We start from the raw sequence: 23834 nt of genomic DNA, 5'->3' as shown, positions 1-23834 counted from the left end.
GCCGCGACGGCCGTGCCGTACGTCGCGGCCGCGCGCGCCGCCGCGGCGGGCATCGCCTTCGGCCGCTGCCCCAAAGCCGAGAAGCTGCCCGATTCGATCCAGTGCGGCACGGTGAGGGTCCCGCTCGACTACGCCGAGCCCTTCGGCCGGCAGATCGAGCTGACCGTCAGCCGCGGGAAGGCGACCGGCGGGCCGGCCGAGTACCAGGGCGCGTTCGTCTACAACCCCGGCGGTCCCGGCGCCTCCAGCATGTACTTCCCGATGGCCGCCGCGCTCCCCGAGTGGGAGGGGATCGCCCGCGCGTACGACATCGTCGGCTACTCCCCGCGCGGTGTCGGCCGCTCAGCGCCGCTCTCCTGCGTGGCCCCGGCCGACTTCCTCAAGGCGCCGACCCTGGCTCCGCTCCACCCCTCCCCCTCGTACAAGCAGGAGCGAATCGCGCAGGCGAAGGCGTACGCGCAGGGCTGCGCGCGGAACGCCGGACCTGCGCTGCGCCACTACACCTCGCTCAACAACGCCCTTGACCTGGATGTGCTGCGGGCGGCGCTCGGCGAGCGGAGGCTTACCTTCATGGGCGCCTCGTACGGCACCTACTTCGGCGCGCTGTACGCGACCCTCTTCCCGTCCCATGTCCGCCGCATGGTCTTCGACTCGGCGGTCAACCCGGCCACGAACCAGATCTGGTACCGCAGCAATCTCGACCAGTCGTTCGCTTTCGAGAGCCGTTGGGCGGATTTCCGCGCCTGGGTCGCCAAGCACGACAAGACGTACCACCTGGGCGCCACGGCCGAGGCGGTGGCGCAGACGTACGACCAGGTGCGTTCCCGGCTCGCCGAAAAGCCCGCGGGCGGCAAGGTCGGCCCCGGCGAGCTGCACCAGGCGTTCCTCGGGGTCGGCTACTACGACGACTACTGGACGGAGCGCGCCGAAGCGCTGTCCGAGTATCTGAAGGGCAATGCGAAGCCGCTGATCGACCAGGCGGCGCCGGAGCCGGCCGAGGCGCCGGAGGCGGAGAACGGCAAAGCCGTCTACACGGCCGTCGAGTGCAACGACGCCCCTTGGCCGACGGACTGGGAGGTGTGGGACCGCGACAACAGCGCGCTGGCGCTCATCGCACCGTTCGAGACCTGGGACAACGTCTGGATGAATCTTCCGTGCGCCTACTGGCCTGCCCCGCGGCAGCAGCCGCTGGAGGTGCGCACCAGGCCCGGCGAGCTGCCTCCGGTGCTGATCCTGGCGGCGGAGCGGGACGCGGCGACGCCGTACGAGGGGGCGCGTGAGCTGGCGCGGCGGCTGACGGGTTCCGTGCTGATCACGGAGGAGGACGCCGGTACGCACGGCATCGGCGGCGGCAGCAACAAGTGCGTCAACGGCTATCTGGAGGACTATCTGCTGCACGGGATGACGCCGGTGCGGCGCGCTGCATGCGCGCCGCACCCGGAGCCGGACCCGGTGTCGCTGGACCGGAGAGCGGCGAGCCCCAGGCTGCCGCACACCGTCTGATCTTCCGGGTCGGGGATGGCCGGGCCCGCTCCGTGCGGGCCCGGCCACCATGCTTTTCAGGCGAGTCCGGCCACCAGATCGGCGACGGACTTGCGGCGGCCGGTGTAGAACGGCACCTCCTCGCGGACGTGCATCCGGGCCTCGGAGGCGCGCAGATGACGCATCAGGTCGACGATGCGGTACAGCTCGTCGGCCTCGAAGGCCAGGATCCATTCGTAGTCACCGAGCGAGAACGACGCGACCGTGTTGGCGCGCACGTCGGGGAAGCCGCGGGCCATCTTGCCGTGATCGGCGAGCATCCGGCGACGGTCCTCGTCCGGCAGCAGGTACCAGTCGTAGGAGCGCACGAAGGGGTAGACGCTGACGTAGTCGCGCGGCGTCTCGTCCGCCAGGAAGGCCGGGATGTGCGACTTGTTGAACTCGGCGGGACGGTGCAGCGCCATGTTCGACCAGACCGGCTCGAGCGCGCGGCCCAGCTTGGTGCGCCGGAAGAGGTTGTACGCAGCCTGGAGCTCGTCCGAGGTCTCCGCGTGCCACCAGATCATGACGTCCGCGTCGGCACGCAGACCGGACACGTCGTACGTGCCACGCACGGTGATGTCCTTCGCGGCGAGCTGGTCGAACAGCTCCTGGACCTCGTCGGCGTAGCCGGCGCGGTCCTCGGGGAGGAGATCGCGCAGCCTGAAGACGGACCACAGGGTGTAGCGGACGACCTCGTTGAGGTCCTTCGCCTTCTTCCCCGCGTTGGGAATCTTTTCCGGTGCAGTCATGTGGCTATTCTCCCGCGTCGTCCCCGGTGCCTCGCACCAGGGTGGACGTGGCGATGATCTCGTCGGCCGCGCGCTGCGCGCCGGCGATGCAGGCGGGGATGCCGACGCCGTCGTACGCCGCTCCGCAGACCCTGAGGCCCGGCAGCTTGGCGACCTCGTCGCGGATCCGGGCGACACGCGCGAGATGCCCGACGGGGTACTGCGGCAGTCCGCCGATCCACCGGGTCACCTCGGTGGCCACCGGTGCGGCGGCGAGTCCTGTCGCCTCACCGAGGTCGCGCAGCGATACACCGACGAGTTCGGCGTCCTCGCGGTGCAGATGCTCCTCCTCGCCGTACCGCCCGATGGAGGTACGCAGCACGAAGAGGTCGGTAGAACTCTCGTCGACCCACGCCCACTTGCGGGTGGAGAAGGTGGACGCCTTGATGGTGCGGCCGTCGACGGGCGGCACCAGGAAACCGCTGATCTCCGGGAGCCCGGCCAGGTCCGCTCGGCGGAAAGCCATGGTGACCAGGGCCATGGAGGCGTACTCGACCTGACCGAGCTCTGCGGCGGCCGCCGGTGACTCGGCGGCGAGCAGCGCGGCCGCGGACCAGGCGGGGGTCGCGAGCAGCACACCGTCGGCGGCGATGACCCGCTGGTCGGTGCGGATCTGCCAGCCCTCGGCAGTGCGGGTCATCCCGAGGACGGGCGTCTCCATGAGGATCTCGCCGCCCTGCGCGCGCACGGCGTCGGCGACGGCGGGCGGCAGCTGCCCCACGCCGCCGTCGATGCCCATGAACACCGGGCCGGCCGAATGCTGCTGCGCCGCCCTCGCCTGGATGTCCCGTACGGCAGCGAGCAGCGAGTCATGGGTCTTCGCCGCCTCGAAGAGCTGAGGGACTGCGGCACGCATCGAGATGCGGTACGCGTCTCCCGCGTACACGCCGCCGAGCAGCGGTTCGACCAGCCGGTCGACGACTTCGCGGCCGAGGCGTTCGGCGACGTACGCGCCGACCGCGACGTCGTCGCCGAGCTCGGCGGGCGCGAGGTCGCGCTCCCGGGCGATACGGGCGACGCCCTCGGTCGAGAGCAGCCCCGCGAGGGCTGCCGGGTCGCCCGGCACGCCCATCACATGGCCCTTGGGCATCGGGCGCAGCGCGTCGCGGGTCCAGACGCAGGCGGTGGAGGTGGCGGGCGGCCGGAGCCGGTCGGCGAGGCCGACGGCGCGGGCCAGTTCGACAGCTTCGGGCCGGCGGGCGAGCATCGACTCGGCGCCGAGATCGACGGGGGCACCCTCGATCTCGCCGGTCTGCAGCTTGCCGCCGAGCCGGTCGGTGGCCTCGAGGAGGGTGACGCGCACACCGGAGTCGAGCAGCCGGTGCGCGGCCGCGAGGCCGGCGATGCCGCCTCCGATGACGACGACATGACTCGTATGTGTGTGCGCGTTCATGGAGCAACTCTCTCAGACCCGTAACGAGTCCTGACCGTGACCGCTTCGGGACCGGAAAGGGGCAACCCCCGGAGCGGCATCGAACGTCGAACCGGCGACACTCACCACCTGTCCCCGGGGGGCCTGTATGCGTGCACGTCGTACGGTCGCGGCACTGTTTCTCACCGCTTCACTCGCCCTCGCGGGGTGCGGCGGCGGGGCGGACGACATGTCCAGGGCGGACGGCAAGTCGGCCCCGGAGCCCGCGGCGGAGGGGGCGGCGGGCTCGGGGTACGCCGCCGACAAGGACTCCGGCGCCCGGCAGACCCAGCCGAACCAGCCGAAGCGGTCCTTGCTGCCGGCTCACATCATCCGCACGGCCGAGCTCGATGTGGAGGTCAAGGACGCCACCAAGGCGCTCGCCGCGGCCCGCAGGACGGCTGAGAACGCCGGCGGCCATGTCGCAGGCGAGACCACCGAGCGGATCGACGACACCCATGTGACCTCGCGCGTCGTCCTGCGCGTCCCGCAGGAGAAGTATGACGCGGTCCTCGCCGAGCTCGCCGGCGCGGGAAAGCTGCTCTCCCGCAAGGCCGACGCCAAGGACGTGACCGACCAGGTCGTCGACGTGGAGAGCCGCATAGCGACGCAGCGGGCCAGCGTGAACCGCGTACGGGCGCTGATGGACCGGGCCGACAAGCTCAGCGACGTGGTCACGCTCGAGGGACAACTGAGCAGCCGCCAGGCGGAGTTGGAGTCGCTGCTCGCCCAGCAGGCCGCCCTCAGGGACCGTACGACGCTGGCCACCATCACCCTGTCGCTCTCCGAGAACGAGAACAAGGGGCAGCAGGCACAGGACGACGGCCCCGGCTTCCTGGACGCGCTCGGCGGCGGCTGGCACGCGCTGGTGACGGCGGCGCTGTGGATCGGGATCGCGATCGCGGCGGTCGCTCCATGGGTCGCGGCGTTCGCACTGCTGTACGCCGTGTGGCGCTGGGTGGTACGGCCCCGTCTGCCGAAGCGCCCCACGCAGGAGACCCCGCAGCCGGCGCCGCTGCCCGTGCACGGGCCCGGCCAGGACTGAACCGCCGCTCCCCCGTAGCGTGTTCTCCATGGCAACGGAGCGACTGGTGGTCATCGGAGGCGATGCGGCGGGCATGTCCGCCGCATCGCAGGCACGCAGGCTCAAGGGCCGGGCGGAACTGGAGATCGTCGCGTTCGAGCGCGGGCACTTCAGCTCGTACTCGGCCTGCGGGATTCCGTACTGGGTCAGCGGTGATGTGCCCGAGCGCGACCATCTGATCGCCCGTACACCTGACGAGCACCGTGCACGCGGAATCGAGCTGCGGATGCGTACGGAGGTGACGGAGATCGACGTCGAAGGGCAGCGTGTGCGCACCCGCGACCTCGAAGCCGGCACCGACTCCTGGACGGGCTTCGACAAGCTGGTCATCGCGACCGGCGCGCGTCCGACCCGTCCCGCGTTGCCGGGCATCGACGCACCGGGAGTCCACGGGGTGCAGACCCTCGACGACGGCCAGGCCCTGCTGGACACTCTCGCCGCTACGAGCGGTCGGCGCGCGGTCGTCGTGGGTGCCGGCTACATCGGCGTCGAGATGGCGGAGGCACTGCTGAAACGCGGCTACGAGGTGACCGTCCTCAACCGCGGCGAGCAGCCGATGGCCACGCTCGACCCGGACATGGGCCGCCTGGTTCACGAGGCGATGGACGGTCTGGGCATCACGACGGTGACAGGTGCGGCGGTCACCAAGGTCCTCACGGGCGAGGACGGCCGGGTGTCGGCGGTCGCCACGGAGTCCGCCTCGTACCCGGCGGATGTGGTGGTCCTCGGCATCGGCGTCGAGCCGGAGACGACGCTCGCCCGCGCCGCGGGCCTGCCGCTCGGTGTGTACGGCGGTCTGCTCACCGATCTGGCGATGCGGGTGCGCGGCCACCGGAACATCTGGGCGGGCGGCGACTGTGTGGAGGTCCTCGACCTGGTCTCGGGCCGCGAACGCCATATCGCGCTGGGCACGCACGCGAACAAGCACGGCCAGATCATCGGCTCCAATGTGGGCGGCGGTTACGGAACGTTCCCGGGTGTCGTCGGCACTGCCGTCAGCAAGGTCTGCGACCTGGAGATCGCGCGCACCGGCCTGCGCGAGAAGGACGCCCGCGCGGTGGGCCTGCGGTACGTCACCGCCACGATCGAGTCGACGAACAGCGCCGGCTACTACCCGGGAGCCGCCGTGATGACGGTGAAGATGCTCGCGGAACGCCGTACGGGCCGCTTGCTCGGCGTCCAGATCGTCGGCGGCGAGGGCGCGGCGAAGCGCGTGGACATCGCGGCGGTGGCGCTGACGGCCGGGATGACGGTGGAACGGATGACGTCCCTGGACCTCGGCTACGCCCCGCCCTTCTCCCCGGTCTGGGACCCGGTCCTGGTGGCGGCGCGCAAGGCGGTGTCCGCGGTCCGCGAGGCGGGATGACCCAGGGCTCCGTCCCGGACCCCGAGCCCCGGACCCCGAGCCCCGAGCCCCGGACCCCGAGCCCCGAGCCCCGAGCCCCGAGCCCCGAGCAACATCGTGAGTGTGCGTGCCAGAGATCGCGGGGCTGGAGTCCCCCGGACCGCGTCCGGGGGGAGGGACTTCTACCGCACGCCCTACCGGGCGGTCTGCTCGTGGACATACTCCACGAGGCGCGTCAGCGCGTCCGGGTCCGTCGTCGGCAGCACACCGTGGCCGAGGTTGAAGACATGTCCCTCCAGGCCCGCCGCCGCGTCCAGGACCTCGCGGGTCTTCGTCTCCACCGCCTCCCGGGTGGCGAAGAGGACCGCGGGGTCGAGATTGCCCTGGAGCGCCTTGCCCGGGCCGACCCGGCGGGCCGCCTCGTCCAGCGGGACCCGCCAGTCGACGCCGACGACATCCGCGCCCGCCTCGCCCATCAGGCCGAGGAGTTCGCCGGTGCCGACGCCGAAGTGGATGCGCGGGACGCCGTACGGGGCCACCGCGTCGAAGACCTTCGTGGAGGCCGGCATCACCGAGCGCCGGTAGTCGGCGGGGGCCAGCGCGCCCACCCACGAGTCGAAGAGCTGCACGGCGCTCGCGCCCGCCTCGATCTGCACCTTGAGGAAGGCGGCGGTGATCTCGGCGAGGCGGTCCAGCAGGTCGGCCCACAGCTGCGGGTCGCCGTACATCAGCGCCTTGGTGTGCTCGTGGTTGCGTGAGGGACCGCCCTCGACGAGGTAGCTGGCGAGGGTGAAGGGCGCACCGGCGAAACCGATGAGCGGAGTCTGGCCGAGCTCGCCGGTGAGCATGCCGATCGCCTCGGTGACGTACTGGACGTCCTCCGGCGTGAGGTCACGCAGCCGCGCCAGGTCCGCGCGGGTGCGGATGGGTTCGGCGACGACCGGGCCGACGCCCGGCTTGATGTCGAGGTCGATGCCGATTGCCTTGAGCGGTACGACGATGTCGCTGAAGTAGATCGCGGCGTCGACCTTGTGCCGACGTACCGGCTGCAGCGTGATCTCGGTGACCAGTTCGGGCTGCATGCACGACTCGAGCATCTGCGTGCCCTCGCGCACCTTGAGGTACTCGGGCAGTGAGCGCCCCGCCTGCCGCATGAACCAGACCGGTGTGTGCGGCACCGGCTCACGGCGGCACGCCTTCAGGAAAGCGGAGTCGTACGTCTTGGTCGGCTGGCCCGAGGAGGGGGTGTCCCCGGCTCGGGCGGCGCCTCGAGTCAAGGGAAGGTCATTGGCACTCACGCCCAGAATCTTCGCACGTACACCTGAAGTGGCCGCCCCGGGCCGGGTGTCCCTCCCTGCGCGAAGCCCCCGTTCCGCCTACTCTTCCCCGCATGGCTGCGGCTCAGGGACATTTTTCCGATCATTCCAACGGCGCTGACGACGGGGACGGCGCGGAGGGGAATACTGTCCCGCGCGCGTTCCGGCAGGCGGTCGAGGCGCTGCGGGCCACACGGCTGCGACCCGAGATCGAGGTGGACCCGACGCGCCCGCCGCAGCGCCTGGCCCCGCATGCGTACGCCCTGGAGGCGGCGGTCGTCGACGGCGACGACGATCTGGCGGACGGCCGGCTCGTCCTGCTGCACGATCCGGCCGGCCATGACGCCTGGCAGGGCACCTTCCGGCTGGTGACCCTCGTCCGCGCGGAACTCGAGCCGGAGATGGCCGCCGATCCGCTGCTTCCCGAGGTCTGCTGGTCGTGGCTGACGGGCGCTCTGGAGGCGCGCGGTCTGTCGTACGGGGAACCGAGCGGCACCGTCACCCGCGCGGGGTCTCACTATTTCGGTGGACTCTCCGACCGGCATCCGGTGACACAGATCGAGATCCGGGCCTCGTGGACGCCGAAGGAGGGTGCCGACGGAGTTCCGGACTCGGCGGCACACTTCGCGGCCTGGTGCGATCTGCTCTGTCAGGTCGCCGGGCTGCCGCCGTCGTCGGCCGGTGCGGCGGACTCGGCGACGGGCGTGGTGTCGCTGCCGCAGCGGCGCGGTCCGCAGCAGCCGTAGTCCAGGACCGGGGGCGCGACCCGGGAGACTGGGTCCCGGAGGCACAGCTCGGTCCTCCGGTTGCTCGTGATGCGCAGGTGTTCTGTTGCTCGTGATGCGTACGTGCTCTGTGCTACGGACGGGCTCACTCGTAGGATGATCGATCACGCGTCCGAATTGCCCCAATTGTTACTCACCAAATCGTGATCATTCTCTAAAGGCGGGCGGGTTTGGTGCCGAAGAGGTTCGTGACCCTTCAAAGCACGGTTCGCCCCGGCTTCCTCCCCGAGCCGGCTCCGTCCCGCACCTTCCCAGGAGGCCTGGTGTCCGTTCTTCTCGAGCAGCCCGCAAGCCTGGTCGCCTACCGCCCGAACAAGCCGACGGCCATGGTCGTCGTGGCCGACCCGCGCGTCCGCTCCACCGTCACCCGCCACCTGTGGGCCCTCGGAGTACGTGACGTGATCGAGGCGTCGTCCATCGCGGAGGCCCGTCCCCGCGTCGGCAACCCGCGCGACATCTGCGTGGCCGACGTCCACCTGCCCGACGGTTCCGGGCTGACCCTGCTGTCCGAGACCCGAGCCGCCGGCTGGCCCAACGGCCTCGCCCTCTCCGCCGCCGACGACATCGGCGCCGTGCGCAACGCCCTCGCCGGCGGCGTCAAGGGCTATGTCGTCACCGGCACGCGTACGAACATCGGGCACCCGACCCGTCCCGGAGCCGCCCCCATCGGCTCCGCGGCCGGCCGGATGCACCGCCGCCCCCCGGGTGCCCCGAGCCACCCGGGCGGCTACCGCGAGCTCTCCGGCCGTGAGGTCGAGGTGCTCCGCCTGGTCGCAGAAGGCCAGTCCAACAAGGCGATCGGCGTTTCGATGGGGCTGTCCGCACTGACCGTCAAGAGCCACCTGGCCCGTATCGCACGCAAGCTCGGCACCGGGGACCGGGCCGGAATGGTGGCCGTCGCGCTGCGCACCGGCATCATTCACTGACCCCTCTACATTCCTTCGTGCCCGTCGACGGAACGTTCCGTCGACGGGCGCCGTCCGTTGACGGATACCCTTGACACGTGACCGACGCCCAAGAGACCGCAGCAGAGACAGCACTGCGAACCACCGGGGGCGCTCCCCCGGACGACGTCGAACCGGCGCCGATTCCCTTGCTGGAGCCCCGCGAAGGCATTCCACCCGTGGTGGCCAGCGACGATGCCCTCGCCGAAGTGATCGACGCCTTCGCCAGGGGCACCGGCCCCGTCGCCGTCGACGCCGAGCGCGCGTCCGGCTACCGGTACGGCCAGCGGGCCTATCTCGTACAGCTGCGGCGCGAGGGCGCGGGCACCGCGCTGATCGACCCCGTCGGCTGCCCCGACCTCTCGGGGCTCGGCGAGGTCCTCGCCGGTACGGAGTGGATCCTGCACGCGGCAACCCAGGACCTCCCCTGCCTGCGCGAAATAGGCATGATCCCGACCCGGCTCTTCGACACCGAGCTGGCCGGGCGGCTTGCGGGCTTCCCGCGGGTCGGCCTCGGCGCGATGGTCGAGTCCGTACTCGGCTACGCCCTGGAGAAGGGGCACTCGGCCGTCGACTGGTCCACCCGCCCGCTGCCCGAGCCCTGGCTGCGCTACGCCGCGCTCGATGTGGAGCTGCTGGTGGATCTGCGCGACGCGCTGGAGAAGGAGCTGGACCGGCAGGGCAAGCTGGAGTGGAGCCGCGAGGAGTTCGACGCGATCGCCGCGGCACCGCCGGCCCCGCCGCGCAAGGACCCCTGGCGTCGTACGTCCGGGATGCACAAGGTGCGCCGCCGCCGCCAGATGGCGGTCGTACGCGAACTGTGGACGGTCCGCGACAAGGTCGCGCAGCGGCGTGATGTGTCACCGGGCAAGGTACTGAGCGACTCCGCGATCATCGAGGCGGCGCTCGCGGTGCCGTTGAACCTCCATGCGCTGACCGCGCTGCCCGGCTTCGGCCACCGGATGGGGCGGCGTCAGCTGGAGCAGTGGCAGGCGGCTGTGGACCGGGCCAAGGCGCTGCCCGACGCGGAGCTGCCGCAGCCCGGCCAGCCGCTGAACGGTCCGCCGCCGCCCCGTTCCTGGGCGGACAAGGACCCGGCGGCCGCGGCCCGGCTCTCCGCGGCGCGCGCCGCGGTCTCCGCACTCGCGGAGGAGCTCAACCTGCCGCAGGAGAACCTGATCACGCCGGACACGGTGCGCCGGGTCTGCTGGGAGCCGCCGGCCGAGCCCACGGTGGCCGCCGTGGCGGAGGCGCTGGCCGGCCATGGGGCGCGCGCCTGGCAGATCGAGCAGGTGGCCCCGCTCCTTGCGCATGCGCTGACCGCGACGCCCGCCTAGCCGGGCTCCACCCGGCCGACGCCTGCGGCGGGTCTCCACCCGCCCTTCCCCGTGACCGGGGGCCGGCCCCGGACCACCGGGTACGCCCTTCGGGCGTGTCCTCAATGGCCTGACGGGCTTGATTTCCCGCCGTCGTTCGAGGTTCGCGGGAGGGGGCGGCGCCCCGCCCCCTCCGTGTGACGTTCGCCGCTCCCGGCACAGGGGGTGGGCAGGGTGGTTACCCGCAAGTAGCATGAGGGAGGAAGCGCGCGCTTAGGCGCGTGCCCGCAGCAGTGCCATCCCGCACCCTGGAGGAGAGCCATCGTGCCTCGTACCGTCAGGGACGTCGTCTTCGTCGACGGCGTCCGCACCCCGTTCGGCAAGGCGGGCCCGAAGGGCATTTACCACGAGACCCGGGCCGATGATCTCGTCGTGAAGGCGATCCGGGAGCTGCTGCGCCGCAACCCGGACCTCGACCCCGCCAAGATCGACGAAGTCGCGATCGCCGCGACCACGCAGATCGGTGACCAGGGCCTCACCCTCGGCCGCACCGCCGGCATCCTCGCGGGTCTGCCGCAGTCCGTCCCCGGCTACTCCATCGACCGCATGTGCGCGGGCGCGATGACCGCCGTGACGGCGACCGCCGGCTCCATCGCCTTCGGCGCGTACGACGTCGTGATCGCCGGCGGTGTCGAGCACATGGGCCGCCACCCCATGGGCGAGGGCGTCGACCCGAACCCGCGGTTCGTGAGCGAGAAGCTCGTCGACGAGTCCGCCCTCTTCATGGGTATGACCGCCGAGAACCTGCACGACCGCTACCCGACCATCACCAAGCAGCGCACCGACGAGTACGCCGTGCGCTCGCAGGAGAAGGCCGCGAAGGCGTACGCCAACGGCAAGATCCAGCAGGACCTGGTGCCGGTCTCCGTACGCCGCACCAACGCCGAAGCGGGCGAGACCGGTTGGGGCCTGGCAACGGCCGACGAGCCGATGCGTCCGGGCACGACCATGGAGTCGCTCGCGGGCCTGAAGACCCCCTTCCGCGCGCACGGCCGGGTCACCGCCGGTAACGCCGCCGGTCTCAACGACGGCGCCACCGCCTCCCTCCTCGCCTCCGAGGACGTCGCGCGCGAGCTGGGCCTGCCGGTCAGGATGCGGCTCGTGTCGTTCGCGTACGCCGGTGTCGAGCCCGAGGTCATGGGCTACGGCCCGATCCCGTCGACCGAGAAGGCCCTCGCCAAGGCGGGTCTGACGATCGACGACATCGGTCTGTTCGAGATCAACGAGGCCTTCGCCGTCCAGGTGCTGGCCTTCCTCGAGCACTACGGCATCGCCGACGACGACGCGCGCGTCAACCAGTACGGCGGCGCCATCGCGTACGGCCACCCGCTGGCCTCCTCCGGTGTCCGTCTGATGACGCAGCTGGCCCGCCAGTTCGAGGAGCAGCCGCACGTCCGCTACGGCCTGACCACCATGTGCGTCGGCTTCGGCATGGGCGCGACGGTCATCTGGGAGAACCCGCACTTCGACGGAGGCACCAAGTGAGCACCACCGAACTCCTGAAGGGCGCCGCGGAGCTCTTCCCCGACGAGGTCGTCACGCAGGCGCACGTACGCCACCTCGACCTCCCGGCCGGCGCGGGCAAGTTCGCCCTCATCACGCTGGACAACGGCCTGGACCACACCAAGCCGACCACCTTCGGCCCCCAGTCGCTGGCGAACCTGAACGCCGCCATCGACCAGGTCGAGAAGGAGGCGGCCGAGGGCGCGGTCGTCGGCGTCGGTATCACCGGCAAGCCGTTCATCTTCGCGGTCGGCGCCGACCTCAAGGGCGTCGAGCTGCTCAAGCAGCACTCGGACGCGCTCGCCATCGGCAAGGGCGGCCACGACGTCTTCAAGCGCCTCTCGGCGCTGGCCGTCCCCACCTTCGCGTACTACAACGGCGCGGCGATGGGCGGCGGTGTAGAGGTCGGTCTGCACTGCTCCTACCGCACCGTCTCCAAGGCGATCCCCGCCTTCTCGCTGCCCGAGGTCTTCCTCGGTCTCGTCCCGGGCTGGGGCGGCTGCGCACTGCTGCCGAACCTGATCGGCGCGGACCGCGCGGTCTCGGTGATCATCGAGAACTCGCTCAACCAGAACAAGCAGCTCAAGGGCAAGCAGGTCTTCGAGCTCGGGATCGCCGACGCGATCTTCGAGGGCGCGGACTTCCTGGAGCAGTCGCTGATCTGGACCGCGTCCGTCCTCAAGGGCGAGATCGCCGTCGAGCGCGCGGAGATCGACCGTGGCGAGGCCTGGGACCAGGCCGTCGCGCGGGGCCGCTTCATCGCCGACTCCAAGGTGCACGGCGCGGCCCCGGCCGCCTACCGCGCGCTGGAGATCATCGAGGCGGCCAAGAGCGGTGACCTGCAGGCCGGCTTCGACGCCGAGGACACCGCGCTCGCCGACCTGATCATGGGTGGCGAACTGCGCTCCGGCATCTACGCCTTCAACCTGGTGCAGAAGCGCGGCAAGCGCCCTGCCGGTGCCCCGGACAAGTCCCTGGCCCGCCCGGTCACCAAGGTCGGCGTCGTGGGCGCCGGTCTGATGGCCTCGCAGCTGGCTCTGCTCTTCCTGCGCCGCCTCGAGGTGCCGGTCGTGCTGACCGACATCGACCAGGCGCGCGTCGACAAGGGTGTGGGCTACGTCCACGCCGAGATCGAGAAGCTGCTCGGCAAGGGCCGTATCAACCAGGACAAGGCCAACCGCCTCAAGGGTCTGGTCAGCGGTGTGCTGGACAAGGCCGAGGGCTTCTCCGACGCCGACTTCATCATCGAGGCCGTCTTCGAGGAGATCGGCGTCAAGCAGCAGGTGTTCGCGGAGGTCGAGGCGGTCGCCCCGGCGCACGCGATCCTCGCCACCAACACCTCCTCGCTGTCGGTGTCCGAGATGGCCTCCAAGCTCCAGCACCCGGAGCGTGTGGTCGGCTTCCACTTCTTCAACCCGGTGGCGGTCCTGCCGCTGCTGGAGATCGTCCGCGGTGAGAAGACGGACGACGCGTCGCTCGCCACCGCCTTCGGTGTCGCGAAGAAGCTGAAGAAGACCGCGGTTCTCACCAAGGACGCCCCGGCGTTCGTCGTGAACCGCATCCTCACCCGCTTCATGGGCGAGATCCAGAACGTCATCGACGAGGGCACCCCGGTAGCCACCGCCGAGAAGGCCATCGAGCCGCTCGGTCTGCCGATGTCGCCGCTGGTCCTGCTCGAGCTGGTGGGCCCGGCGATCGGCCTGCATGTCTCCGAGACCCTCAACCGCGCCTTCCCGGAGCGCTTCACGGTCTCCGAGAACCTGGCCGCGGTCGTCAAGGCGGGCAAGCGCGGCTTCTACGTCTACGACTCCGGCAAGCCGGAGCTGGACCCGGAGGTCGCAGCGCTCCTCAAGCAGGGCGATGTCGTCCTCACCGAGGAGCAGACCCGCGACCGCGTCCTGAACGCGGTGGCGCAGGAGATCGGCCTGATGCTGGAGGAAGGTGTCGTGGCCGAGGCCCAGGACATCGACCTCTGCCTGATCACGGGCGCCGGCTGGCCCTTCCACCTGGGCGGCATCACGCCGTACCTGGACCGCGAGGGTGTTTCCGAGCGTGTGAACGGCAAGACGTTCCTGGCGCAGGGTGTGGCGAGCGTCCCAGCATAACGCCTGATCGCGAGCCCCGGCAGCCCCGGCAGCCCCGGCACCGTCTTTCGGTGCCGGGGCTGCCGTCTGTCCGACGGCCTGTCATCCTGCTGATATGCGGACGCTGGTGATCGTCGACGGGGCGAATGTGGTCGGCTCGGTGCCCGACGGCTGGTGGCGGGACCGGCGCGGAGCGGCCGAGCGACTCAGGGACGGGCTCGTCCGGTGTGCCGGTGACGGGATTCCGGGGTGGCCCGGTCCCGTCGAGACGGTGCTCGTCGTGGAGGGTGCCGCCAAGGGCGTGGAGTCCGTCCCCGGAGTGCGGGTGGTCTCGGCGCCCGGCAGCGGCGACGACCGGATCGTGGAACTGGTTGCGGCGCGGGAGGCGGACCGGACCTGCGTCGTCGTCACGGCCGACCGGGAGCTGCGCCGGCGGGTCGAGGCGTACGGCGCGGAGTGCGTGGGCCCGCGGACCGTTCAGCCGCAGGGCAATCGGACGTAGCGCAACGCTTCGTCCCCACCCCAAGAGGCACAGCGTCCGGCCCCCGCACAGCGTCCGGCCCCGCAGTCACTGCGGTTGCAGGACGTACGGGGCCGGGCGGAACGGCGTCGGGCGGAACGGGCCCGGCGGAAGGCGCCGAGTCCGCCTAGTACTCGGACTCCGGGCCGAGGCGGCCGAGACGACTGTGGCTGCGGCCGTACAGGGCGTACACCACGAAGCCCACAATCATCCAGCCGGCGAACCGCACCCAGGTCTCGGCCGGCAGATTGAGCATCAGCCAGACCGAGGCGGCCACCGAGAGAATCGGAACCAACGGCACCCACGGGGTGCGGAAGGCACGGTGCAGGTCGGGCCGCGTGCGGCGCAGGACGATCACGCCGAGGGCGACGACGACGAACGCGAAGAGCGTGCCGATGTTCACCAGCGTCGCGAGTTCGTTGATGCTGGTGAAGCCCGCGATGATCGCGATGAGCACGCCGAGCAGGATGGTCGGCCGGTAGGGCGTGCGGAAGCGCGGGTGCGTGACGGAGAAGAACCGCGGCAGCAGCCCGTCCCGGCTCATCGCGAAGAACACCCGGGTCTGGCCGAGCAGCAGAATCATGCACACCGTGGTGAGTCCGACCGCGGCGCCGAAGCTGATGATGCCGGCGTAGAAGGGGTGCCCGACGGCCTTGAACGCGTCGGCGAGCGGGGCGCTCACCGACATTTCGGTGTAGTGCTGCATGCCGGTGACCACGAGCGACACGGCGACGTAGAGCACCGTGCAGATGAAGAGCGAACCGAGGATGCCGCGCGGCATGTCCCGCTGCGGGACCTTGGTCTCCTCCGCGGCGGTGGCCACCACGTCGAAGCCGATGAAGGCGAAGAAGACGACGGAGGCGGCGGTGAAGATGCCCATGACGCCGAAGTTGGTGGGCGCGTAGCCGAACATCAGCTGGATCAGCGGGGCATCCAGTCCCGCCCCGGCGGGCTGTGGCTGGGCCTTGGGGATGAAGGGCGAGTAGTTGTCGGTCTTGATGAAGAAGAGACCCGCGACGATCACGATCATGACGACGGCCAGCTTGATGGCGACCACGATCGCGGTGACCCTCGCGGACAGCTTCATACCGAGCACCAGGATGACCGTGAGAATCAGCACCAGCACGAAGGCCAGGAGGTCGAAGCCGAACCCCACCGCCACATCGGGACCGGAGAGCACGGCGGGCATGTGCCAGCCGACGTTGTCCATCAGCGAGCGGACATAGCCCGACCAGCCGACCGCAACCACCGCCGTGCCGAGGGCGAACTCCAGGACCAGGTCCCAGCCGATGGTCCAGGCGACCAGCTCACCCAGCGAGGCGTACGAGAAGGTGTACGCCGATCCCGCCACCGGGACCGTGGAGGCGAACTCGGCGTAGCAGAGCGCGGCGAGGCCACAGGCGATGCCCGCGGCCACGAACGCGAGGGCGGTCGCGGGGCCCGCCGTCTCCTTGGCCACCTTGCCCGTGAGAACGAAGATGCCGGTGCCGATGATGACGCCGACCCCGAAGACCGTCAGATCCAGCGCGGAGAGGGATTTCTTTAGCGCGTGCTCCGGCTCTTCGGTATCACGGATCGACTGTTCGACCGTCTTGGTCCGGAACAGGCTCTTTCCGGATGGCCCAGTGTCCTGCTGCGTACTCACCGGCGTACCTCCACGCACTCGTCGTGAACGCCATGATTGAGACATTGGCGGTCCGAGAGGGCTCCGTACGGGTGGATTTCACGCGAATGGGCCGGTCGGACCACCCATACAGGGTGAACCAACCGGCCCTTCGGCGCTACGGGTCAGTCGCGCGCGGGCTCGACCGCCTCGGTGTCGAACCGGCCGTCCAACCTGGAGACGAGACCGGTGACCTGACGGGCGATATCCGGTGCGGTCAGGCCGATCTCCGCCATGACCTCCTTGCGGGAGGCGTGGTCGAGGAAGCGCGCCGGGATGCCGAAGTCGCGCAGCGGTACGTCGACTCCCGCGTCGCGCAGCGCCTGGGCGACGGCGGAACCGACGCCGCCGGCCCGGCTGTTGTCCTCGACGGTGACGACGACGCGATGCTGCTCGGCAAGCGGCGCGAGCGCCTCGTCGACCGGCTTGACCCAGCGCGGGTCGACGACGGTGGTCGAGATGCCCTGCGCGTCCAGCAGGCCGGCGATCTCCAGGCACATCGGTGCGAGCGCGCCCACGGAGACGAGCAGGACGTCGGGCCGGTCCGCGTCGGCGTGGCGCAGCACGTCCATGCCGCCGACCTTGCCGACAGCCTTCACCGCCGGGCCGACCGCGCCCTTGGAGAAGCGCACCACGGTCGGCGCGTCGTCGACCTGGACGGCCTCCCGCAGCTGGGCGCGTACCTGGTCGGCGTCGCGCGGAGCCGCGATCCGCAGGCCGGGCACGCACTGCAGGATCGACATGTCCCACATGCCGTTGTGCGAGGCGCCGTCGGTGCCGGTGACGCCCGCCCGGTCGAGTACGAACGTCACGCCGCACTTGTGCAGGGCCACGTCCATCAGCACCTGGTCGAAGGCGCGGTTGAGGAAGGTGGCGTACACGGCGAAGACGGGGTGCAGTCCGCCGGTCGCGAGGCCGGCCGCGGAGACCGCGCCGTGCTGCTCGGCGATGCCGACGTCGTAGACCCGGTCGGGGAAGGCCTTGGCGAACTTGTCGAGACCGACCGGCTGCAGCATCGCCGCCGTGATTGCGACGATGTCCGCGCGCTCCTTGCCGAGCTTGACCATTTCCTCGCCGAAGACCGAGGTCCAGTCGACACCGGAGGAGGCGATCGGCAGTCCGGTGTCGGGGTGGATCTTGCCGACGGCGTGGAAGCGGTCCGCCTCGTCCTGGAGGGCGGGCTGGTAGCCGCGGCCCTTCTCGGTGAGGCAGTGGACGATGACGGGTCCGCCGAAGCGCTTGGCGCGGGCGAGCGCGGACTCCAGGGCCTCGATGTCGTGGCCGTCGATGGGGCCGACGTACTTGAGGCCGAGGTCCTCGAACATGCCCTGCGGGGCGATGAAGTCCTTGAGGCCCTTCTTGGCGCCGTGCAAGGTCTCGTAGAGCGGCCTCCCGACGACGGGGGTGCGCTCCAGGATGTCCTTGCCGCGGGCCAGGAAACGCTCGTAGCCGTCGGTCGTACGGAGCGTGGCGAGATGGTTGGCGAGGCCGCCGATGGTGGGGGCGTACGAGCGCTCGTTGTCGTTGACGACGATCACCAGCGGGCGGTCCTTGGCGGCCGCGATGTTGTTCAGCGCCTCCCAGGCCATACCGCCGGTGAGCGCTCCGTCGCCGATGACGGCGACGACGTGGTCGTCCTTCTTCAGTACCTCGTTGGCCTTGGCGAGGCCGTCGGCCCAGCCCAGCACGGTCGAGGCGTGTGAGTTCTCGATGATGTCGTGCTCGGACTCGGCACGCGCCGGGTAGCCGGAGAGGCCGCCCTTCATCTTGAGCCTGGAGAAGTCCTGACGGCCCGTGAGCAGCTTGTGCACATAGCTCTGGTGGCCGGTGTCGAAGAGAACCTTGTCCTTCGGAGAGTCGAAGACACGGTGCAGAGCGATGGTCAGCTCAACGACACCGAGGTTGGGACCGAGGTGTCCGCCGGTCTTGGAGACGGCGTCCACGAGGAAGGTCCGGATCTCGGCGGCGAGCTCGTCCAGCTGCTCCGGGCTGAGCCGATCCAGATCGCGCGGTCCCGTGATGCGGGTCAGCAGCGCCACCCGTGCCTCCTTGCAGTTGTGCGGTCTAGCTTGCCGGTCCGTCGAGTCTAATGTTCCGTCCGCGACGCCGGTCGCCGGGCGGTGCGATGTACATCACGCAATCGGGTGAACACACAGAGGTGCCCGGCACCGCGAACGGTGCCGGGCACTCCTGCGGAGCTGCGGTCAGGCGCGGCCCGCGGTCTTCTGGGTCTTCCGGGTGACGGAGTCGATCACCACGGTGGCCAGCAGCACACCACCCGTGATCATGTACTGGATCGGGGTGGCGATGCCCTGCAGCGACAGTCCGTACTGGATCGAGACGATCACCATCACACCGAGCAGGGCGTTCCAGGTCCGGCCGCGTCCGCCGAACAGGCTGGTACCGCCGATAACAGCCGCCGCGATGACGTTCATCAGAAGATCACCGGCACCGGCGCTCTGGTTGGCTGCGGCGATCTTGGAGGCCCAGAACAGTCCGCCGACGGCGGCGAAGGTGCCCGCGATCGCGAAGACCGAGACACGGACCGCCGTGACGTTGATGCCCGCACGCCGGGAGGCCTCGACGCTGCCGCCGAGCGCGAAGATCTTGCGGCCGTACGTGGTCCTGCGGAGCACGAAGTCCGTGACCACCAGGACCACCAGGAAGAGGACCAGCGCCAGCGGCAGGCCACGGTACTGGTTGAACATGACAGCGGCGGCGAAGGCGATCACGCCGAGCAGCGCCGTACGGAGCACGATGTCGCCGAGCGGCCTGGACGGGACGCCGGCGGCCTCGCGGCGGCGGTTGTCCAGGAAGGCCGAGAGGAAGAACCCGGCCACGGCGACCGCGGCGAGACCGTAGGCGGCGGCAACGTCCGAGAAGTAGTACGTGGTCAGCTTGCCGACGACCCCGTCACTGTCCAGGTTGATGGTGCCGTTGTCGCCGAGCAGCTGGAGCATGAAGCCCAGCCAGAAGAGCAGGCCGGCCAGTGTCACCGCGAACGCGGGTGCGCCGATCCGGGCGAAGAAGAAGCCGTGGATCGCACCGATGGCCGCGCCGCTGGCGATCGCGACGACCACCGCCAGCCACTCGTTCATCCCGTGGGTGACGGTCAGCACAGCGACGATGGCTCCGGACACACCGCTGACCGAACCGACCGACAGGTCGATCTCACCGAGCAGCAGTACGAAGATGATGCCGACGGCCATCATGCCGGTGGCGACCATCGCGACGGAGATGTCGCTGAGGTTCTTCGCCGAGAGGAAGTTCGAGTTCAGGCTCTGGAAGACGGCGCAGATGATGATCAGGCCGATGACGACGGGGATGGACCCGAGGTCGCCGGCGTGCAGCTTGCGCTTGAATTCCGAGATGTAGCCGGCGAAGCCCTGCTCCCGGACCAGCAGCCGTGGGTCGACCGCGGTGACGGCGTCGTGGGCGGCCTCCGGGTTCACGACCGGCGCGTCGGTGTGGGCGGAGGTCTTTTCGGTGTTCACTTCTGAACCTCCGTGGTGCGCGCCGCACGGCGGGTCACGGCATTGTCCGTGGCACCGGTGATGGCGGAGATGATCTCTTCCTGAGAGGTGGTTCTGACCTCGAAGACGCCGTTGTTACGGCCGAGCCGGAGCACTGCCACCTTGTCGGCGACGGCCTTCACATCGGCCATGTTGTGGCTGATGAGGATCACCGCGTGACCGCGCTCGCGCAGCCGCTCGACGAGGTCGAGGACCTGGGCGGTCTGCTCGACACCGAGGGCCGCGGTCGGCTCGTCGAGGATGACGAGCTTCGGCTCACCGAGCATCGAACGGGCGATGGCCACGGTCTGCCGCTGGCCACCGGAGAGCGAGGCGATCGGGATACGCACGCTCGGGATGCGGATCGACAGCGTGTCGAGGAGCTCGCGGGCGCGGCGCTCCATCTCGACCTCGTTGAGGATGCCGCGCTTGCGGATCTCGCGACCGAGGTAGAGGTTGCCGACGACGTCGATGTTGTCGCAGAGCGCGAGGTCCTGGTAGACGGTCGCGATGCCGAGGTTCTGGGCGTCGTGCGGCTTGTTGATCTGGACGGTGCTGCCGTCCCACTCGATGACGCCCTCATCGATGGGATGCACGCCGGCGATCGTCTTGACCAGCGTGGACTTTCCGGCGCCGTTGTCGCCCACCAGGGCGACCACTTCACCGGCGTGGACCTCAAGCTCTACGTCGGTGAGCGCCTGAACGGCACCGAATCGCTTGGAGACCCCGCGCAACGCCAACACGGGCGTAGCGGACACGTGAACCATCTCCTTCGCCGCCTGACCGGCGGGGATGCCGCGCCGGGGGAACAGGCGCGGAGGTTGAGCAGAAACGAACAGAGGGGAGAAGCGTTTCTGCCCGGCGCCCCGCCCCGCTAGCGGGGGCTGGAGTGGGGCGGGACGCCGGACAGGCTTCGTGGGTGCGTAAGTCCCGTAGCGCTCGGGAGACTTACTGCAGACCGAGTGCGCCGCAGGCGGCCTTGTACTTCGGGGTGCAGATCTCGGCGACGGTGTAGACGCCGTCCTTCACGACGGTGTCCTTGATGTTGTCCTTGGTCAGCGAGACGACCGGGACGAGCACGGACGGGATGCCCTTGGCGGTCGGGCTGTCCGTCTTGGACTTGGCGATGGAGTCGAGCTTCTCGCCCTTGGCGAGCGCGACGGCCATCTCGGCGGCGGCCGCGGCCTCGGGCGCGTACGGCTTGTAGACGCTCATGAACTGCTCACCGGCGACGATGCGCTGCACGCCCGCCAGCTCGGCGTCCTGGCCGGTGACCGGGGGGAGCTTGGCGAGGCCGGCGGCCTTCAGGGCGGTGATGATGCCGCCCGCCATGCCGTCGTTGGCCGAGTAGACACCGATGATCTTGTCCTTGCCGAGAGCCGTGATCGCCGCCTCCATGTTGGCGTTGGCGTTCTCCGGCTTCCACTCCTTGGTGTCGTACTCGCGGCCGACGTTCACCTTGCCGTCGAGCTCGGCCTTGGCGCCCTTCTTGAACAGCTTGGCGTTCGGGTCGGTGATCGCGCCGTTCATCATCACGATCTGGCCGTCCTTGGCCTTGGCACCAAGAGCCGCGAGGAGCGCCTTGCCCTGGACGTGGCCGACTTCCTCGTTGTCGAAGGAGGTGTAGCCGTCGATCGGCCCCTCGGCGAGACGGTCGAAGGCGACGACCGGGATGCCCTCGTCCTTGGCCTTCTTGACCGAGCCGGCTATGGCCTTGGAGTCCACCGCGTCGACGATCAGCGCGTCGACCTTGTTGGTGATCATCGTGTCGACCTGCTGGTTCTGCAGCGTCGCGTCCTGCTTGGCGTTCGCGTAGACGACCTTGGCCTTGCCGTTGGTCAGCTCGCTGATCTTCTTCTCGATGAGCGGCTTGTCGAACTTCTCGTAGCGCGCGGTCTGGTTCTCCGGGAGGAGCAGGCCGATCGTGACGGCGTCGCCCTTGGCGGCTCCGCTCTCCTTGGTCTTGTCGCCCGACTCCTTGGCGCTGCCACACGCGGCGAGGGACACAGCCATCGTGGTGGCGGCTACGGCTACGGCGGCACGACGCATACGCATGTTCATGTTCTGAAACCTCCCTGACGAGGCCGCGTCGCTGCGGCCGAGGTGGCTGGAAGTCAACTCGGCCGTCAGGCCGACGTCAAGGAGTAAATCCTTAACGAGATGACAACGGTGCCATTCATTATCTAAGTGAAGACAGGTGCCCCGACGGGAAGCGAACTGTCCAGAAGGGTCGAATCGCCCATTTCGCTGAGCACGAGGGCCAGTGCGCCCAGCACCTCCGCGCGCCCTCCGAGCGCCCCCGGAAGGACGGACAACTGGCGTGCAGCGCTGGGAATCGCGTACCGGGAGACCGACTCTCGAATCGGTCCGAGAACCAATTCTCCCGCTTCGGCAAGATTTCCGCCCAGCACTACGCGGCTGGGGTTGAGCAGGTTGCAGAGGTTCGCCACACCGCTGCCGATATGCCGGCCGACGTCCGCGATGACCCGGCGGCAGCCGGGGTCGCCCTCTCGGGCCAGCTGGACCACGCGCTCCATGGTCAGATCAGCCCCGTGGCTGGACTGGAGCAGCGGCAGGACGTACCGGGCGGCGGCGAAGGTCTCCAGGCAGCCGCGGTTGCCGCAGCGGCAGACCGGGCCGGACTCGTCCAGCGTGATGTGGCCGATCTCGCCGGCCGTGCCGCCCGGGCCCCGGTAGATCTGGCCGTCTATCACCAGGCCGGCGCCGACACCGCTGGCGACCTTGATGTACGCGAGATCCCGGACCCCGCGGCCGCTGCCCCAGACCAGCTCGCCGAGCGCTCCGAGGTTGGCGTCGTTGTCGACGTACACGGGCACGCCGAGCCGCCCCGAGAGCTCCTCACTGGGGTTGATGCCGGTCCAGCCCGGCAGGATCGAGGTGGAGCCGAGGGTGCCGGACTCCACATCGATGGGCCCCGGTACGCCGAGTCCGACGCCGATCACCTTGTCCGGGCCGATCCCGGTCGCCGAGATCAGCCGGTTGACCAGCTGTTCCGCCCGGCCGAAGCCATGTGCGGACGAGGCGTCCACATCGAGCGGCTCGGACTCCTCGGCGAGCACCTGGTGGGCGAGGTTGCCGACGGCGACCCGCAGATGGGTGTGCCCGAAGTCGACGCCGATGACGATGCCCGCGTCACCGCTGAGCGAGACGCTGCGGGCCCGGCGGCCGCCCGCGGAGGTCGGTGTGACCTCGACGGTTCCGCCGTCTTTCAGTTCGCGAACGATATTGGAGACCGTGGCCGCGGAGAGGCCCGTACCCCTCGCGATCTCCGCCTGCGTGAGCGAGCCCGCCATGCGTACGGCACGCACGACCCGCTCGAGGTTGGCCCGGTGCAGAGATGTCTGCGATCCCGGAGTCTCCATCGACTCATCCACTCCTGCCCCCGGTGGGCGGCACGACGGCCGCCCCCGGTCGGGACCACCGTGCGGCGAGCCCGACGTTTCTCCAACTTGTGAACCCTAAGCACAACTCCCGAGCCTTATCGCGTCAAGACCTTGAGCGGCGCCAACCGCGGATGAGCACGCGGGAGCGCATCCGGAGGGCAAGGGGGAGCGCGAGGGCGATCCGGAAAGGTACAGACCTCCGGCAGTCGCCGGGCGCGGGCGGCCACGGGCGGGGAAGGCGGCCGCAGTCGCGTTCACGACAGCGATCGAGGCGGCACCGGCGCAGGCCGGGCAGACGGCCGGCGGACAGCTGGCAGAACGCCGGCAGAGGGGCGACTTTCAGCCAGGGCGAGACCATCTTGTGACCTTGGGTGGCCAACTTCGCGATCCGGATTCGGGAACACCCGGCCCGGAAGACCGGGCCGGATGTTCCCGTACAGAAGGTGGAGGCAGGAGTCGGCGTGCGTCGCAAGCCTGGCCGGGAGCCAGTCGTCCTCGGTCCGCTCCGGCACGCGGCGCTGCCGCCCGCACAGCGGCCGCGGCCCGGTCCCGGGAGGACGCATCCCCCCGGGACC

General features: G+C 70.0%; 18 protein-coding genes. 9 read left to right on the top strand and 9 right to left on the bottom strand.

Annotated elements, in window-relative coordinates:
* The coding region (locus ACWDZ6_RS31790) for an alpha/beta hydrolase (RefSeq protein WP_451505592.1) at positions 1-1503 on the top strand (1503 nt) is incomplete at its 5' end.
* Positions 1504-1559: 56 nt separating this feature from the next.
* Here the strand turns inward: ACWDZ6_RS31790 and hemQ are convergent.
* Positions 1560-2273, bottom strand: coding sequence for a hydrogen peroxide-dependent heme synthase (gene hemQ, locus ACWDZ6_RS31785; protein ID WP_451505591.1), 714 nt, complete (start codon positions 2271-2273; stop codon positions 1560-1562).
* 4 nt (positions 2274-2277) lie between these two features.
* Positions 2278-3705, bottom strand: a complete 1428-nt coding sequence (gene hemG, locus ACWDZ6_RS31780) for a protoporphyrinogen oxidase (protein WP_451505590.1) — start codon at positions 3703-3705, stop codon at positions 2278-2280.
* A gap of 127 nt (positions 3706-3832) precedes the next feature.
* Here hemG and ACWDZ6_RS31775 point away from each other — a divergent pair, with 127 nt between their 5' ends.
* Together ACWDZ6_RS31775 and ACWDZ6_RS31770 are read left to right on the top strand one after the other, a co-directional pair.
* Positions 3833-4768 (top strand): DUF4349 domain-containing protein, encoded by a 936-nt coding sequence (locus ACWDZ6_RS31775; RefSeq protein ID WP_451505589.1) that lies wholly within the window; start codon positions 3833-3835, stop codon positions 4766-4768.
* 28 nt (positions 4769-4796) lie between these two features.
* Positions 4797-6173 carry an FAD-dependent oxidoreductase gene (locus ACWDZ6_RS31770; protein WP_451505588.1) on the top strand — a complete coding sequence of 459 codons (1377 nt, stop codon included), beginning with the start codon at positions 4797-4799 and terminating at the stop codon, positions 6171-6173.
* 173 nt (positions 6174-6346) lie between these two features.
* Here ACWDZ6_RS31770 and hemE read toward each other — a convergent pair whose 3' ends face one another.
* Positions 6347-7429, bottom strand: a complete 1083-nt coding sequence (gene hemE / locus ACWDZ6_RS31765) for a uroporphyrinogen decarboxylase (protein WP_451505593.1) — start codon at positions 7427-7429, stop codon at positions 6347-6349.
* Between the two features lie 113 nt (positions 7430-7542).
* Between hemE and ACWDZ6_RS31760 the strand changes: the two genes are divergently transcribed.
* The 6 genes from ACWDZ6_RS31760 to ACWDZ6_RS31735 all read left to right on the top strand — a co-directional run bounded on the left by ACWDZ6_RS31760 (position 7543) and on the right by ACWDZ6_RS31735 (position 14662).
* Entirely contained in the window at positions 7543-8214 is a 672-nt protein-coding gene (locus ACWDZ6_RS31760) for a DUF3000 domain-containing protein (RefSeq protein WP_451505587.1), read from the top strand.
* A gap of 302 nt (positions 8215-8516) precedes the next feature.
* On the top strand, positions 8517-9179 hold the full coding sequence (locus ACWDZ6_RS31755) for a helix-turn-helix transcriptional regulator (RefSeq protein WP_326653295.1): 663 nt from the start codon (positions 8517-8519) through the stop codon (positions 9177-9179).
* 77 nt (positions 9180-9256) lie between these two features.
* Positions 9257-10534 carry an HRDC domain-containing protein gene (locus ACWDZ6_RS31750; RefSeq protein ID WP_451505586.1) on the top strand — a complete coding sequence of 426 codons (1278 nt, stop codon included), beginning with the start codon at positions 9257-9259 and terminating at the stop codon, positions 10532-10534.
* A 303-nt stretch (positions 10535-10837) separates the two neighbouring features.
* Complete coding sequence (locus tag ACWDZ6_RS31745; protein ID WP_389180631.1) at positions 10838-12058, top strand: thiolase family protein; 1221 nt, start codon at positions 10838-10840, stop codon at positions 12056-12058.
* A complete protein-coding gene (locus tag ACWDZ6_RS31740; protein ID WP_389180634.1) occupies positions 12055-14181 on the top strand; it encodes a 3-hydroxyacyl-CoA dehydrogenase NAD-binding domain-containing protein in 2127 nt (708 codons plus the stop codon). The genes ACWDZ6_RS31745 and ACWDZ6_RS31740 overlap by 4 nt, the downstream gene beginning before the upstream one ends.
* A 94-nt stretch (positions 14182-14275) precedes the next feature.
* Positions 14276-14662, top strand: a complete 387-nt coding sequence (locus tag ACWDZ6_RS31735) for an NTP pyrophosphohydrolase (RefSeq protein WP_451505585.1) — start codon at positions 14276-14278, stop codon at positions 14660-14662.
* Positions 14663-14807: 145 nt separating this feature from the next.
* Here ACWDZ6_RS31735 and ACWDZ6_RS31730 read toward each other — a convergent pair whose 3' ends face one another.
* The 6 genes from ACWDZ6_RS31730 to ACWDZ6_RS31705 all read right to left on the bottom strand — a co-directional run bounded on the left by ACWDZ6_RS31730 (position 14808) and on the right by ACWDZ6_RS31705 (position 23238).
* A complete protein-coding gene (locus ACWDZ6_RS31730; RefSeq protein ID WP_451505584.1) occupies positions 14808-16325 on the bottom strand; it encodes an amino acid permease in 1518 nt (505 codons plus the stop codon).
* A gap of 143 nt (positions 16326-16468) precedes the next feature.
* Positions 16469-18382: a 1-deoxy-D-xylulose-5-phosphate synthase gene (dxs, locus tag ACWDZ6_RS31725; RefSeq protein ID WP_326653289.1), complete on the bottom strand. Its 1914-nt coding sequence runs from the start codon at positions 18380-18382 to the stop codon at positions 16469-16471.
* Positions 18383-18547: 165 nt separating this feature from the next.
* Positions 18548-19837: a sugar ABC transporter permease gene (locus tag ACWDZ6_RS31720; protein WP_389180643.1), complete on the bottom strand. Its 1290-nt coding sequence runs from the start codon at positions 19835-19837 to the stop codon at positions 18548-18550.
* Positions 19834-20622 (bottom strand): ATP-binding cassette domain-containing protein, encoded by a 789-nt coding sequence (locus ACWDZ6_RS31715; protein ID WP_326653287.1) that lies wholly within the window; start codon positions 20620-20622, stop codon positions 19834-19836. The genes ACWDZ6_RS31720 and ACWDZ6_RS31715 overlap by 4 nt, the downstream gene beginning before the upstream one ends.
* Positions 20623-20803: 181 nt before the next feature.
* Positions 20804-21916: a substrate-binding domain-containing protein gene (locus ACWDZ6_RS31710; RefSeq protein WP_366734360.1), complete on the bottom strand. Its 1113-nt coding sequence runs from the start codon at positions 21914-21916 to the stop codon at positions 20804-20806.
* Between the two features lie 122 nt (positions 21917-22038).
* Positions 22039-23238, bottom strand: coding sequence for an ROK family transcriptional regulator (locus tag ACWDZ6_RS31705; protein ID WP_326653285.1), 1200 nt, complete (start codon positions 23236-23238; stop codon positions 22039-22041).
* Positions 23239-23834: the final 596 nt, after the last annotated feature.

The organism is Streptomyces sp. NPDC002926 (assembly GCF_053591755.1).
The sequence above is the reverse complement of the archived record's forward strand: the minus strand, read 5'-3'. Positions and strand labels throughout refer to the sequence as shown.